Source organism: Streptomyces sp. BE20, from assembly GCF_036322525.1.
In the GTDB taxonomy this organism is placed as follows: Bacteria; Actinomycetota; Actinomycetes; order Streptomycetales; family Streptomycetaceae; genus Kitasatospora.
Window position 1 is genome coordinate 122504 of the sequence record NZ_JAQYWW010000436.1, and the last position, 13859, is coordinate 136362.

General features: G+C 74.8%; 14 protein-coding genes. 4 read left to right on the forward strand and 10 right to left on the reverse strand.

The annotated features are described in order from the left end of the window. Nucleotides 1-11: 11 nt before the first annotated feature. Complete coding sequence (locus PUR61_RS04225; protein ID WP_329875749.1) at nucleotides 12-938, reverse strand: DUF4389 domain-containing protein; 927 nt, start codon at nucleotides 936-938, stop codon at nucleotides 12-14. Between the two features lie 327 nt (nucleotides 939-1265). Here PUR61_RS04225 and PUR61_RS04230 point away from each other — a divergent pair, with 327 nt between their 5' ends. Genes PUR61_RS04230 through PUR61_RS04240 form a run of 3 tightly spaced genes read left to right on the forward strand, consistent with a single transcriptional unit; the run spans nucleotide 1266 to nucleotide 4545 of the window. Next, nucleotides 1266-1622 (forward strand): hypothetical protein, encoded by a 357-nt coding sequence (locus tag PUR61_RS04230; RefSeq protein WP_329875750.1) that lies wholly within the window; start codon nucleotides 1266-1268, stop codon nucleotides 1620-1622. Continuing rightward, the gene (locus PUR61_RS04235) at nucleotides 1619-3643 is read left to right on the forward strand and encodes a GMC family oxidoreductase (protein WP_329875752.1); all 2025 of its coding nucleotides are present in this window, start codon (nucleotides 1619-1621) and stop codon (nucleotides 3641-3643) included. The genes PUR61_RS04230 and PUR61_RS04235 overlap by 4 nt, the downstream gene beginning before the upstream one ends. Continuing rightward, complete coding sequence (locus PUR61_RS04240) at nucleotides 3640-4545, forward strand: hypothetical protein (RefSeq protein WP_329875754.1); 906 nt, start codon at nucleotides 3640-3642, stop codon at nucleotides 4543-4545. Before PUR61_RS04235 ends, PUR61_RS04240 begins: the two co-directional genes overlap by 4 nt. Nucleotides 4546-4711: 166 nt before the next feature. On the opposite strand, the gene PUR61_RS04245 is transcribed toward PUR61_RS04240, so the two are convergent. The 6 genes from PUR61_RS04245 to PUR61_RS04270 all read right to left on the reverse strand — a co-directional run bounded on the left by PUR61_RS04245 (nucleotide 4712) and on the right by PUR61_RS04270 (nucleotide 9633). Further along, nucleotides 4712-5704 carry a bile acid:sodium symporter family protein gene (locus PUR61_RS04245; protein WP_329875756.1) on the reverse strand — a complete coding sequence of 331 codons (993 nt, stop codon included), beginning with the start codon at nucleotides 5702-5704 and terminating at the stop codon, nucleotides 4712-4714. A 104-nt stretch (nucleotides 5705-5808) separates the two neighbouring features. Next, nucleotides 5809-6108, reverse strand: coding sequence for a hypothetical protein (locus PUR61_RS04250; protein WP_329875758.1), 300 nt, complete (start codon nucleotides 6106-6108; stop codon nucleotides 5809-5811). Next, a complete protein-coding gene (locus PUR61_RS04255; protein WP_329875760.1) occupies nucleotides 6105-7013 on the reverse strand; it encodes an isocitrate lyase/PEP mutase family protein in 909 nt (302 codons plus the stop codon). Before PUR61_RS04255 ends, PUR61_RS04250 begins: the two co-directional genes overlap by 4 nt. Before the next feature lie 197 nt (nucleotides 7014-7210). After that, on the reverse strand, nucleotides 7211-8134 hold the full coding sequence (locus PUR61_RS04260; RefSeq protein ID WP_329875762.1) for an acyltransferase domain-containing protein: 924 nt from the start codon (nucleotides 8132-8134) through the stop codon (nucleotides 7211-7213). Nucleotides 8135-8276: 142 nt separating this feature from the next. Beyond that, a complete protein-coding gene (locus PUR61_RS04265; protein ID WP_329875764.1) occupies nucleotides 8277-9173 on the reverse strand; it encodes a class I SAM-dependent methyltransferase in 897 nt (298 codons plus the stop codon). 259 nt (nucleotides 9174-9432) lie between these two features. Beyond that, nucleotides 9433-9633: a hypothetical protein gene (locus tag PUR61_RS04270; protein ID WP_443035117.1), complete on the reverse strand. Its 201-nt coding sequence runs from the start codon at nucleotides 9631-9633 to the stop codon at nucleotides 9433-9435. Between the two features lie 49 nt (nucleotides 9634-9682). Between PUR61_RS04270 and PUR61_RS04275 the strand changes: the two genes are divergently transcribed. Beyond that, nucleotides 9683-10111 carry an MATE family efflux transporter gene (locus PUR61_RS04275; protein ID WP_443035118.1) on the forward strand — a complete coding sequence of 143 codons (429 nt, stop codon included), beginning with the start codon at nucleotides 9683-9685 and terminating at the stop codon, nucleotides 10109-10111. Between the two features lie 32 nt (nucleotides 10112-10143). On the opposite strand, the gene PUR61_RS04280 is transcribed toward PUR61_RS04275, so the two are convergent. The 3 genes from PUR61_RS04280 to PUR61_RS04290 form a co-directional block, all read right to left on the reverse strand. Further along, entirely contained in the window at nucleotides 10144-11493 is a 1350-nt protein-coding gene (locus PUR61_RS04280) for an MFS transporter (RefSeq protein ID WP_329875766.1), read from the reverse strand. Continuing rightward, complete coding sequence (locus tag PUR61_RS04285; RefSeq protein WP_329875768.1) at nucleotides 11490-12167, reverse strand: TetR/AcrR family transcriptional regulator; 678 nt, start codon at nucleotides 12165-12167, stop codon at nucleotides 11490-11492. The genes PUR61_RS04280 and PUR61_RS04285 overlap by 4 nt, the downstream gene beginning before the upstream one ends. A 347-nt stretch (nucleotides 12168-12514) precedes the next feature. Continuing rightward, nucleotides 12515-13858, reverse strand: a complete 1344-nt coding sequence (locus tag PUR61_RS04290; RefSeq protein ID WP_329875770.1) for a cation:proton antiporter — start codon at nucleotides 13856-13858, stop codon at nucleotides 12515-12517. Nucleotide 13859: the final 1 nt, after the last annotated feature.

A 13859-nucleotide genomic window follows, 5' to 3' on the forward strand; every position in this document is an offset into this window, starting at 1 on the left:
ACCCCGTCGGATCAGGGCGTCGCGGGTCCGGGTACCACCGGCCCGGACAGCGCGGGCCCGGGCGCCGGCGGGCCGGAGTACCACGTGGCGTCGTCGTCGTCCGAGGTGAAGCTCGTGGTGACGGAACTGGTCACCCCGGAGATCAGGCCGAGCAGGAGGAAGACCACCAGCAGCGCCCGCCCGCCGCCGCTCATCACCAGGGGGCGGGTCGCCGAGACCCGGGCGCCCGGCGCCCGGCCGACGGCGCCCTGTGCGGACAGCGGTGTGCCCGGCTCCTTGACGCCCGGTGCCGAGGCGCCCGACGCCGGTACGACCGGGACCGGGACCGGCCCGTCGGGCTCGTCACCGAACAGCCCCTTCGGGTAGGCCGAGGTGAGCATCAGCAGGTAGGCCATGTAGCGCATCCGGTAGCGCAGGATCGCGGCCGTCGCCTCGAACAGCGGCTGGGGCATCCGCCCCAGGATCAGCACCACCAGCCAGCTGATCCACCCGACCACCCACCACCCGGCGTAGAGCAGGCCCTGGACGATCGCCGCCGGGATCACCAGGATCAGCCGGAAGAACACCGCGAGCCGGTTGAGCTCACCGGGCCGCAGCTCCACCTGGACGGGGTAGTCCGGGGTCCGGAACGCGAACGGCGGATAGCGGTCGACCGTCAGCAGCAGGTAGGCGTTCACCCGGGTCTCGTACGGCACGTACGAGGAGAGGTAGTCGGCGGCGAAGACCGGCAGCCGGCCCAGGACCAGCGCGCCGAACCAGCCGACCACCGCGACCAGGAACGCCACCACCGACAGCACCCAGACCACGATGAACTGCGGGATCAGCAGCAGGACACGCACCAGCACGGTGAGCCGGTTCTGCGGTCCCGGCGCCGGAATGTCCAGGGCCGGCAGCCACTCGCTCGGACGGGGGGCGGGGGTGGGGGGTGCCTGCCACATCCGTGCCTCCAGGTCTCGACGCCAGGCGTGCGCGGCTGACCCGCCGCGTGCTCCGAAGATCGCAGCAGCCCGCCGCCCCCGCGCGCTGTACTGCGCCGCCCGGGGGACGGCGCGGTCGGTGAAACGGTCATATTCCTGCGCTTAAGGGCGGCAGATCGGTCGGACAGCGGTCGTCGACAGCAAGAGAACGAACGTCTGTGGCCGGTTTCGAACAGTCGGTTCGGGGTCGAGGAGTCGCGCGGCAGCATCGACGTGACAGCACGGGCCGTCCCGGCCAGGTGCGCTGCCATGTCCAGGACGTACAGTGCCCGCCGTGGGGGTTCCGGTTTGCCAGCGATCGACGACCACGACCACCTCTCCGACGGGGGCGGCCCCGCCGACCTCGCGGACTTCGACGCCTTCCTCCGGGTCTCCGCCGAGCTGACCGGCTTCGACGAGGCCGAGCTGCGCGCGACCGGTATGGCCGACGAGCATCACCGCACGCTCCTCGCACACCGGGCCCGCGACGAACACGCCCTCCTCCGCCTCTGGTACGTCGGAGCCTGGCCGGACGAACCGCCCTCCTCGCCCCGCGCCTACGACCAGGGACTGATGTGGCGGACCTTCCACGGCGCCCCGCCCGGCTCCACCGCCCCCGGACACGGCAGTTGGTCCGAAGCCCCGAAGGGCGGCGGTGACCGGTGAACCGCCGACCGACAGACCGGGACCAGGACGTCATCGTGGTCGGCGCAGGGTTCGCCGGCTCGCTGGTCGCCCGCCGTCTCGGCGCGCAGGGCCACCGGGTCCTCGTCCTGGAGGCCGGCCGCCCCGTCCCGGACGCGATCGCGACCACCACCGCGTACCGCGCGGCCGGCGGCGGCGCCCCCACCTCCCCGTACCCCCTGAGCGAGGACGCCCCCTCTCCCGACGTCACCGACCTCGTCGGCCTCCCCGGCGGCGGCTTCACCGCGACCGGACACCTCGTCCAGCACGGCCCGCTGCCCTACGCCAGCGGCTACCTGCGCGCCAACGGCGGCACCGGACTGCTCTGGACCGGCCTCACCCCGCGCATGCACCCCGAGGACTTCCGCACCGCCGACCTCGGACACGGCCGCAACTGGCCGATCGGCTACCACGACCTCGAACCGTACTACCGCGAGGCCGAGCACGAACTCGGCGTCGCCGCCGACGCCGGGCAACAGCGCCACGCGGTCGGACTCCCCCTCCCCGAGGACTACGCGTTCCCGATGAGGGCCATCCCCGCGAGCCACCTCGACCGGACCGTCGCCCGCGCCCTCGACGGCCGGACCGTCCGCGATCCGGCGATGACCGAGGACGCCCGGCTCGCCGTCACCGCCACCCCGCACGCCCGCAACGGCCGGACCACCGTCCGGCCTGGTGGCACGTCCGGCCCGGGGGACCGGCACGGCCCGCTCTGCCGGGGCAGCGCCGGCTGCGTCCCGGTCTGTCCGACGGGCGCGAAGTACACGCCGCTGCGCACCCAGGCCCGCTGGGCGGCCACGGTCCGACTGCGCACCGACGCGGTGGTGAGCCGGGTCCTCGTCGACGGCACCGGCCGCGCCACCGGTGTCGAGTACCTCGCCGACGGCACCGTCCACACCGCAGAGGCCGACCTCGTCGTCCTCGCCGCCCACGCCGTCGAGAACGCCCGGCTGCTGCTCCTCTCCGGCCTCGCCGAACGAAGCGGCCAGGTCGGCCGAAACCTGATGGACCACCCGGCGCTGCTCACCTGGGGCCTCATGCCCGAGCCCGTCGGCCCCTACCGGGGGCCCGGGTCGACCAGCGGGCTGGAGTCCTTCCGCTTCGGTCCGGCCCGCACGCGCCGGGCGCCGTACCGGGTCGAGATCGGCAACTGGGGCTGGTCCTGGGCCGTCGGACCGCCCCAGGTCGAGGTCGAGGGGCTGCTCCGTGCGGGACTGCGCGGGAAGGAGCTGCGGCATCGGCTGGGCGACCGGCTCGGCCGTCAGTTCTCCCTCCAGTTCGAACTGGAGCAGCCGGCCGACCCGGCGAACCGGGTCACCCTCGACCCCGACCGCCGGGACCGCCTGGGCCTGCCGCGCCCGGCGATCCGCTACGACCTCTCCCCGTACGTCCGGGCCGGCATGGCCTCCGCCCGCGCGGTCTCCGACCAGCTCTTCGCGCTGCTCGGTGCCGAGGACCACACCCGCTACGAGGCGGGCCCGGGCTGGCCCGGCAGGCTGGAGCACGAGGGCCGCAGCTACGCCTACCGCGGCGCCGGCCACGCCGGCGGCACCCACGTCATGGGCGAGTCGCCGGCCACGTCCGTGGTCGACCAGTGGCAACGCTGCTGGGAACACCCCAATCTCTACGCCGTCGGGTGCGGCTCCATGCCCTCCCTCGGCACGTCCAACCCCTCGCTCACCATGGCCGCGCTCGCGCTGCGCAGCGCCGACCGGATCCACCAGGACCTGCTGGCGCTGCGGGACCGGGCCACGCTCTCGGCGCCGTCGCCCGCCGGGCCGTCGACCTCGACGCCGCCGACCGCCGTACCGCCTGCGGCACCGACCGTTGACGGTGCGCCACTCGCCACACCGCCGCCGACCGGACCGCAGCCCGCTGTTCCTGTCATTTCCGCTGTCGGTCCCGCTGCCGTTCCCGCCGTTCCCGCCGTTCCTGCCGTTTCTCCGTCCGCCGTCGTCCCTTCGGCCCGTCCGTCGGCCGCACCCCTCCGGGAGTCCCTGTGACCGGTCTGCCTCTCCCACCTGTACCGGAGCCCTACCACCTGCCGTTCCACTACGGAGCCCTGCACAACATCGGCGTGGACTACCTGGTCGAGCCGGGGCCCGTTCGCGAACTGCTCGCGAAGCGCCACCCCGCGCTGGCCGCCGCCGAGTTCGGTGGCCGGGCGTGCGTCTCGCTCAACTACCAGCTCTACTTCGCGCAGTACCCGACCGGCGGCGGCATCACCGAGGAGGTGGAGATCAACGTCATCGCCCACCCCCGGAACGCCGCCGACCGGCTCCCGGCCGTCGGCTACGGCGAGTACGCCCGTGGCTACGACCGGACCGGGCTGCTCGGCATCGCCCGCCTCCACGTGCTCTGCGACAACCCGTTCGCCATCGACGCGGGCACCCGGCTCTACGCCGAACCCAAGTACCCCGGCTGGTTCGTGACGGTGCTGCCCTCGCTCAACGCGGCCGCCGTCCACGACCGCTGGTCCTTCTCCTGCCGCCGGGCGGCCCTGGAGCCGGACCGGACGGACGCCGCGGACGGACACAACGGGCCGGACGGACAGGACGGTGCCGACGCACCGCGCCGCCTCCGGCGGTACGACGAGGAACTCCTCGCGGTCGAGGCCGACCTCGCCGGACTCGACGGCGAGCCGGTCGTGAACACCCCGATCACCGGGTACGGCACCGACCAGGAGGGCAGGCTGCTGGCCGGGCCGCTCCTGGTGCACCAGCCGTACCGTTTCCACCCGCTCGACGACCGCACCGCCGGACGGATCCGGCTCACGCTCGGCGACCGGACGGCGGAGGCCGTCGGAGACCTCGCGCGGCTGGTGGGCGAGGCGCCCGCCGCGGGGGTGTGGACGTACCAGTCGGCCCCGGTGGCCGCCCACCACCGCGCCTACTACCTGCCCTGAGGCCCGGGCCGGGCGTACGGTCCGGACCTCGCCCGTCGCCTGCCGGCGTGCCCGGACGGAGGGCGCACCGGCAGGCGCGCAGGGGCGCTGGGTGTCGGGGTGCGGGAACGGAGGCGTGCGGGCGTCCACAGGGACAGGTAGGCCGTTCGGTCCAGGCCGGTTCGGCTCAGGCCGGTTCGGGTGAGGCCCGAGCGGTGCCCACCGCCTCCTCCTCGATGGCGGGGGCCGTGGGGCCGTCCGTCGCCGACCGGGCCCAGCGGCCCGCGAGCAGCGTGCCCACCACGAGCTGCAGCTGGTGGTACATCATCAGTGGCAGCACCAGGAGGCCGGCCTGCGGGCCGAACAGCACGGTGGCCATCGGCAGCCCGCCGGCCAGGCTCTTCTGCGAACCGCAGAGTACCGCCGCGATGCCCGAGGCCCGGTCCAGCCCCAGGAGCCGGACGCCCAGCGCGGCGCAGGCGAGGGTGGTGGCGAGCAGGAGCAGCAGGACCGCCGCCAGGCCGAGCAGGACGGTGGGTGTGACCGTGTGCCAGATGCCCTGTTCCACCGCGCTGCTGAACGCCGTGTAGACGACCAGCAGGATCGAGCCCCGGTCGACCGGGGTGAGCACCCGCCGGTGGCGGCTCAGGAAGGCGCCGATCCACGGGCGCAGTAGCTGCCCGACGACGAACGGCGCGAGCAACTGGGCACAGATCCGCACCAGGCCGTCCGCCGACAGGGCGGCGCGGGCGCCGAGCAACCAGGCCGCCAGCAACGGGGTCAGTACCAGACCGGCCAGGCTCGAATACGTCCCGGCACAGATCGCGGCGGCTACGTTGCCCCGCGCGGCGCCGGTGAGCGCGACCGAGGACTGGACCGTCGACGGGACCAGGCAGAGGAACAGCACCCCGGCCCGCACCTGCTCGGTGAGCGGGACGGGCGTCAGGATCGCCGTGGCGACCCCGAACAGCGGGAACACGACGAAGGTGCAGACGAGTACGAGCCCGTGCAACCGCAGGTGCCGGAGTCCGGCGACCGTCTCGCGGGCCGACAGCCGGGCGCCGTAGAGGAAGAAGAGAAGGCCGACCGCGAGGTCGCAGGCCAGGTCGGCGCCGCGCGCGGCCCGTCCGGTGGCGGGCAGCAGTGCGGCGAGCAGCACCGCCCCGGCCAAGGCCGCCACGTAGGGATCGAGGGCGCGCCACCAGGGCCGTGGTGGGCCCGCGCCGCCGGGTGCCGTGCGGCCCCGCGCCTCCGGTGGCGGTGCCCGGTGCCGACGGGCCGCGTTCACGTCTCCCCCTCCGCCTCCGGGCCCGTCGCGGGCACTCCCAGCAGACCGGTCGCCAGGACGACGCCGCCGTCGTGGTCACTGCCGGCCGAGCCCCGACCGGTCTGGAGGTTGGCCGTCCGGTCCACCTCGACGATCGAGTCGATCCTGGGGTTGTCGATCACGGTGATCAGGCTCCGCTCCGCCGCCGCCGGGACGGCGCAGCCGAGCGCCGCCCAGGCACCGGCCAGTCCGGCGGCGGCCATGTGCCGCCGCCCCCGGCGCGGCCGGGCGGGTCGGCCCGGTCCAAAGCCCTTCACACGCCCACCTCCTCGCGGACGTGCGGCCGTGCGATGTTCCGCTCCAGCAGTTCCGTGGACTCGCGGACACCGATCTCGCGCCGCTGCCCGACCGGGGCCGGGAGCCGGCCGTCCGCCCCCTTGAGGCCGGCCAGTGCCTCGTCCATCGCCTGATGGGCGGCGAACAGGCAGGGGGTGCTGTAGATCGCGACGTCGACCCCCAGATCGCCGAGCTCCGAGAGGGAGAGCCGCGGTGACTTGCCGCCGGCGATCTGGTTGAAGAGCAGCGGCTTGTCGCCCACGACCTCCCGGATCCGTCGGATCCACTCCTCGCTGCGCACGCCGTCGACGAGGACGACGTCCGCGTCCGTGGCGGCGAGCGCCTCCGCCCGCCGGAGGATGTCGGCCTCCTCGGTGGCGTCCGTCCGGGCGACCACCACGAGGTCGGTGCGGGTGGCGAGCACCTGGTGCAGTTTCTCCAGGTACTCGTCGAGCGGGAGGACCTGCTTGCCGTCGGCGTGGCCGCACCGCCGGGGCCGCTTCTGGTCCTCCAGGATCACACCGGACGCGCCGATCCGCTCCAGCCGCCGCACCACGTGGCAGGCCACCTCGGGATCGACGTAGCCGTCGTCGATGTCGACCAGCAGGTGGTGCTTCGGAAAGGCGCCGCGCAGCCGCTCCACGAAGGCGACCATGTCCGGCCAGGCGATGAATCCGATGTCGGGCAGACCGTAGTAGGACGCCGCGAATCCAAAACCGGAGACGAACATTCCGTCGTAGTGTTCGGCTGCGATCGATGCGGAGTACATGTCGTAGACGCCGATGAGCGGGGTCGTTCCCGGGGTGGCGATCCGCTCGCGCAGCCGCTGTCCGTGACTTGCGGCAGCGATGCCGCTCTCGTGAAGGTTCTCGTGTCGCAACGCCATCTCCTCACTTGCGGGACCCGCACGCGGGACGCACGGGACTTTGCCATAAATTGGCCATTCCTAGGGCCAACTGAGGCAACATCACTATGCTCTCTTTAATGTTCCGTGGGCAAATCTTTAAGGGAAGTTCCCTCGCGAGAGTGATATGCAGTCATATTGATCCGAGGAATCCGCCGAGAATGGGGCGCGGACGGCGCTCAGAGCGCGAGCCGGCCGCCGATCACGTACCAGTGGCCGCCCGCGCCCAGGTGGTCGACGAGTGCGCGCTGGACGGCGGTGTCGCGGGGGAGCGAGGCGAGGGGCTGCCCGGCGTCGCCGAAGACGTAGCGGAGCGGATTGGTGTCCTCGGGCTCCGGGGGGCCACCGGGGCGGCGCAGCGGGACGAACCGCCGCTGGAACCGCACGATGTTCGAGTCGTCGGGCAGGTAGTGCCCGAGCTGGGGGTCCAGCAGCCAGGAGAAGATGCAGGCCGCCCGGTACGGCTCGGCGGGGAAGTGGGCGGGGAAGAACCCCCGGGCCCGCTCCAGCGAGCGGTCGCAGGCCCCGGGGGAGAGCGGGCCGGAACTGTCGGGGACGTGCAGCTGGAGGATCCACTCGCCGAGGCCCGCCGCCCGGGCGGCCTCGGTGACCCGGGCGTCCGGTCCGCCGTTGCCGGTCGTGCTCCTGCGCTGGAACTGGAGCCGGCCGAGCTGGAACAGCTCGCCGCGGAAGTGCAGTGTCAGCCAGGAGGGGCTGCCCAGCCCGGTGGGCCGTCCGCGCCACCGGCTCACCGCGAGCTGCCGGCCGAGATCGGCCAGGGTGGTCCGGGTCACCTCCGGCGCGACTCCCAGCGTGCGGTGGTACGCCCGGGTGTGCGGTGCCAGGGCGACGAACAGCAGGGTGGAGAGCAACCCGCCGCCGTCGGTGTCGGCCGGCCAGTCGGGGGTGAGTCCGGACGGCCGTCCGAGCGTTCCGACCGCCGTGGTCTGGAGGTGCAGCATCTCCTCGAAGACGGTCCGCAGGCCGCGGTCCCGGGCCAGCCGCGACCGCGCGGCCAGTACTCCGTTCACCGCGTCGAACGGGACTGCCAGTTCCAGCAGCGCGTCCGCCAGTTCCTCGTCCGCCGGCAGGTACTGCTCCACGGTTCCTCCTCGGTGCGCGGCCCGCTCGGCCGTCCGAGCGGGGCGACCGGGTGACCCTATCGACCGGCGGGGTGTCCGGGCGCGGGGAACCGGGCCCGCACGGTCGGCCGGGTGAGGGCCGGCGCCGACCGCGCCCGTGAGGTCAGCGCGGCCGGCCGCCCGCGCGGCGGTCGCGCAGCGCCCGGAGCGCCCGTCGAACCGTCCGGGTGGCCACCGGCGGGAGGAGGTCGAGCAGCAGTCGTCGGGGGGTCGACCGCGGCGCCGCGCCCGACCGTACGGCGTTGTTCAGCCGGACGACCGGCACCCCGGCGATGGTGTCCTCGTCCACGGTGAAGCCCTCGGCCCGCCAGTCCCGGGCCAGCAGGATCCGACGGACCGCCTCGGCGTCGCCCCACGTCCCGTAGAACTTCATCGGCGTGAGCAGCACCGGCCGCAGTCCGCCCGTGAACACCGCCTGCCAGACCGCCGCCGAGACGCCGGGGGTGTGCTCCGAGCGGTAGTCGTCCAGGACCACCAGGCCGTCCTCGGCGAGTGCCGCCCGCGCCACCTCGATGTCCCCGGCCACGTGCTCGTACAGGTGGGAGGCGTCGACGTGGACGAAGCGGCAGCTGTCGGCCGGGATCCGGCCGTCGGCCAGCACCGACGTCGGCGCCTGGACGATCTCCGGCAGCCGCGGGTGGAAGGCCAGGTAGTTCGCCTCGAACGCGGCCCTGGTGAGCGAGGTCCGGTACGACATCGTCATCTCGGCGGCGTTGTCGGCGTCGCCGGCCTCGGAGTCGAAGAGGTCGCAGACCGTCAGCCGCTCGCCCGGCCGCAGGTGGTCGCCGAGGAGGACGGCGCTGCGGCCGAGGTAGGTCCCGAGTTCGAGGATGTCGCCGGTGCGCCCGGCCGTGCTCTGGGCGGCGAGCAGGTGGCGGAAGGCCTCCTGGTCGAGCCGGAAGAACCAGCCGGGGATGGCGTCCCGGCTCGGGGCCGGGCGGGGTGCCGCCGTGGTCGTGGTCGTGGCGGCGGGGCCGGCGGCGGTGTCGGCACTGGGCACGGCGGTCTCCCTGCGGACGGGGCGGAGCGTGCGCGGGCGGGGCCCGGCGAGCGGTTCACGCGCGGCAGTGCCCTGGTCCGGGGGCGGACCGGCCGTGCTGCGAGGGCGTCATCATAGCGACGGGCGGGCGCCGCGGGGAGTCGTGCGGAAGGACTTTCCGCACGCGCCGGTCGGGCCCCGTGTTCATCCTCGCGTCACGGTGCGGACACCCCGGGGCGTCGTCCCGGCGTCCACGCGTCGCCGGGCGGGCAACGCCCGGCTACCTCGCCGGACCGGCGCCCTCCAGTTGGGTGATCGTCTCCGCGAGCCAGGCCCGTTCTGCCGCGCCGGAGGCCCGGGCGACCAGCAGCATGCCGCGCCGGAACGGGTTGTCCTCCTGTTCGGCGGCGACCGGTCGGCCGTCCGCGTCGTAGAAGAAGCTGCTCGGCGCGTCCAGGAACGCCAGTCGCCGACGGAGCACGGCGGCCTGGCGGGCCGGGTCGGGGAGGCGGTGGAGGAAGGCGGCGACGGTGATCGCCCGGCTGGCCGGCGCGCTCGGCGGCGGTGCGGCCGTCCTCTGCGCGGTCACGGCGGTGCCGCTGGCCCGGCTCTTCACGGACGACCCGGCGGTGGCCGGCGAAGCGGTCGGATTCCTGCGGATGGCCGGGCTCTACCTGCTGCCGTACGCGCTGGTGGTCGCCCTCGGCGGGGTCCATCAGGCGGTCGGCGCCGGGCGTCCGCTGATGGTGTCCGTGCTGCTCGGCCTCACGGCGCAACTCGCCTCCGGCATCGCGCTGTCGGGCCCGATCGGGGTGGCCGGTCTGTGGGCCGGGACGGCGGTCGGCGCGCTCGTCCAGCTGGCGCTGCTCCACGTCCTGACGGTCCGCCGCCGGCCGGCCGGGCCGCCGGAGGGGTCCGTGGAGTCCGCCGGGCTGCCCGCGGGGGTCACCGCCGGGTGACCCCCGCGGGCAGCCCGGCGTCGGGGCGGGCCTCAGGCGGTGCGACCGTGCGGCAGGCGGGTGGCGAGCAGGGCGCCCGCGGCGGCGGTGGCGGCCAGGGCCCAGAGCGCCGGGCCCAGGGCGGTGACCAGCGGATGGCCCGCGGTCAGGGTGGCCGCGGTGGCCACACCGACGGCCGGACCGATGTTCATCGCGGTCTGCTGCAGCCCGCCCGCCACCCCGGCGTCGGCCGGCGAGGCGGCACGGACGATCGCCGCCGTCGCGGTGACCATCACCGTCCCGAACCCGGCGCCCAGCAGGAGGAAGGCCCCACCGATCGCGAGCACGCCGGTGGTCGGTCCGAACCCGGCGACCCCCAGGGCCCCGGCCACGATCGCCGACATCCCCGCCACGACCGTACGGCGCGGACCGTACCGGCGGGCCAGCACGGCGGAGGCCGGCGCGGACGCCACCATCGCCACCGCCAGTGGCAGGGACCGCACCGCGCTCGCGAGCGGGTCGAGGGCGAGGACGTCCTGGAGGAAGTAGGTGCCGAGGAAGATCGTGCCGAAGAGCGCGGCCGAGGCGGTCGACAGCACGCCGAGGGCCGCCGTCACCGTGGTCGAGCCGATCACGGCCGGTGGCAGCAGCGGGCGCGCGGTGCGCCGCTCGTGCCGGAGGAAGGCGGCTCCCAGCGCGGCGGCCGCGGCGAGGCCGAGCCAGGTGCCGGCCGTCCAGCCCCGGTCGGGGATCCCGGTCAGGGCGAAGGCCAGGCAGGACAGCGTCGCCCCCAGCAGCGCGGCGCCGGGGAGGTCCAGCCCGGCGGCGCGGTCGCCGGGCGCGTGCGGGAGCCGGACGAACAGGGCGGCGGCGCCGGCCGCGACGGCGGGCAGGACGGTGAGGACGAAGACGGACCGCCAGCCGAAGTGGGTGGTCAGCGCACCGCCGACGACCGGGCCGGCGGCGGCCGCCAGGCCGATCGCGCTGGTGCGCAGCGCGATCGGCGTGCCGAGCCGGTCGGCGGGGTAGGCGGCCCGCAGCAGTCCGAGGGTGGCGGGCTGGAGCAGTGCGCCGGCCACTCCCTGGGCGACCCGCAGGGCGATCACCCAGCCGATGTCGGGCGCCAGGGCGATCCCCGCGGAACTGGCGGCGAACCCGAGCACGCCGACGGCGAAGACCCGCTGGTGTCCGTAGCGGTCGCCGAGCCGCCCGGCGAAGACCAGCAGGCTGGCCACGGTGATGAGGTACGCGGTGCTGGTCCACTGCACGTCGGAGAGGGAGGCGTCGAGGTCGCGTCGGAGGCTGGGCTGGGCGACGGTGAGCACCGTCCCGTCGAGGGCCACGACGGCGGCCCCGGTGATGCTGCCGGCCAGGGTGAGGCGCTGCCGGGTGGCCGCGTTCACCGGGGCTCCGGGCCGAGGTGGGCGTCGAGGGCGGCGCACAGCAGCGGTTCGAGGGTGTCGGTACCGGTGACGAGCCGCAGGGTGCCCCAGGCGCGGAGCTGGGCGAGGCCGTGGAGGTTGGCCCAGAACGCCGCCGCGGCGGTGACGGGGTCGGGCACGCCGGCCGGGTCCGGGACGCCGGGCGGGGTGGCGGCGTACGGCCCGGGCCCGCCGGTGCGGCCCGCGGTGTCCGGGCGGGCCTCGGAGACCAGGCGGGCGATGACCTCGAAGAGCGGCAGGGTGGTCTGCCGCAGGTCGGAGCCGCTGCCCTCCAGCACGTCGTGGCGGAACATCAGCTCGAACATGCCGGGCTGGGCGGCCGCGAAGTCGAGGTAGCCGCGGGCCAGCCGGCCGAGCGCCGCCCGGGCGGCGGCGGGGCCGCCTGCTCCGACAGGGTCCGCGGCCGGCCCGGCGAGGCCGAGCGAGGCGGCCAGGTCGTCGAAGCCGCGCCGGGCGATGGCCGCGAGCAGTTCGACGTGGGTGGCGAAGTGGCGGCGGGGGGCGCCGTGCGAGACGCCGGCCTGGCGGGCGATCTCGCGCAGGGTGAGGGCGTGCACGCCCTCGTGGGTCACCAGCTCGACGCCGGCCGTCACCAGGCGCCCGCGCAGGCCGGTGGTGGAGTCCTGATCGGTCATAGACACTGTCTACCAAGATCGAGTAGACATTGTCTACTCACGGTCGGAGCGGGTCGGCGGGCAGAATCGGCGGCATGGACGAAGGCGGCGAGCCGGCCTGCTGGCTGGACCGGGTGTGCGAGGAGTGCGGGTGCCTGCGGGAGCGTCCCGGGCCCGGGCCCTGTGAACACTGCGGCATCGGCGCCGGGCCGGTCGGCGGCGCGGATCCCGGCGCGCGCGCCGGTGCGGACGCACGGACGGACGGACGACCGGACGGCGTCACGGACACCGCGCCGGACGGGGAACGCCCCGGGGCGGGTCACCGTCGGTGACCCGCCCCGGGAACGGACGTGGGAACGAACAGGGCGTCAGCGCGACAGCCCGTCGAGCGTCTGGCCCGAATCGGCCGCCGTGGAGCCCGGCGTCGGCGTGCCGGGCGGGATCTGCTCGGCGTCCGGAACCGTCGGTCCGGCCTCCTGGGCCGGTGCCCCGCCCTGCCCGGGGAGGTGCGCAGGCCCCGAGCCGGGCGCGCGGGTCGGTACCCACCGCTGCCGTCCCAGCACCGTGCCGAGCCGTTCGACGGCCGGTTGCGTGTAGCGCGCGGCCAGCGGCCCGGTGACCACCAGGATCAGCACGTACGCGGTCGCCAGCGGGCCGAGGCCGGGCTCGATGCCCGCGGTGACGGCCAGGCCGGCGATGACGATCGAGAACTCCCCGCGTGACACCAGCGCCCCGCCGGCCCGCCACCGGCCCCGCGTGGCGATCCCCGCGCGCCGCGCCGCCCAGTAGCCGGTCGCGACCTTGGTGAGCGCGGTGACCACGGCCAGCAGCAGGGCCGGCAGCAGGACCGGCGGAATGCTGGTCGGGTCGGTGCTGAGACCGAAGAACACGAAGAACACCGCGGCGAAGAGGTCCCGCAGCGGGCTGAGCAGGATGTGCGCGCCCTCCGCGGCCTCGCCGGACAGGGCGATGCCGACCAGGAAGGCGCCGACCGCGGCCGACACCTGGAGCTGCTGGGCGATGCCCGCGACCAGCAGGGTCAGCCCGAGGACCACCAGCAGCAGCTTCTCCGGGTCGTCGTGCGAGACGAACCGCGAGATCAGGCGTCCGTAGCGGAGGGCGACGAAGAGCACCGCGCCGGCCGTGGCCAGGGCGATGGCCAGTGTGACGGAGCCCGCGAGCAGGCCCGCGCCGGCCAGCAGCGCGGTCAGGATCGGCAGGTAGACCGCCATCGCCAGGTCTTCCAGCACCAGGATGCTGAGGATCACCGGGGTCTCCCGGTTGCCGAGCCGTCCGAGGTCGCCGAGCACCTTGGCGATGACTCCCGAGGACGATATCCAGGTCACCCCGGCCAGCACCACCGCCGCCACCGGGCCCCAGCCGAGCAGCAGCGCGGCCACCGCCCCGGGGGTCGCGTTGAACAGGAAGTCCACGGCGCCGGCCGGGTACTGGGCCTTGAGGTTGGTCACCAGATCGGCGGCGGTGTACTCCAGGCCCAGCATCAGCAGCAGCAGGACGACGCCGATCTCGGCGCCGGTGGCCACGAACTCCTCGCTGGCGCTCAGCGGCAGCAGCCCGCCCTTGCCGAACGCCAGCCCGCCGAGCAGGTAGAGCGGGATCGGGGAGAAGCCGTAGCGTCCGGCGATCCGCCCGAGCAGGCCGAGGACGAGGATGACGGAGCCGAGCTCGATGAAGACGGTGGCGGTGTGCATC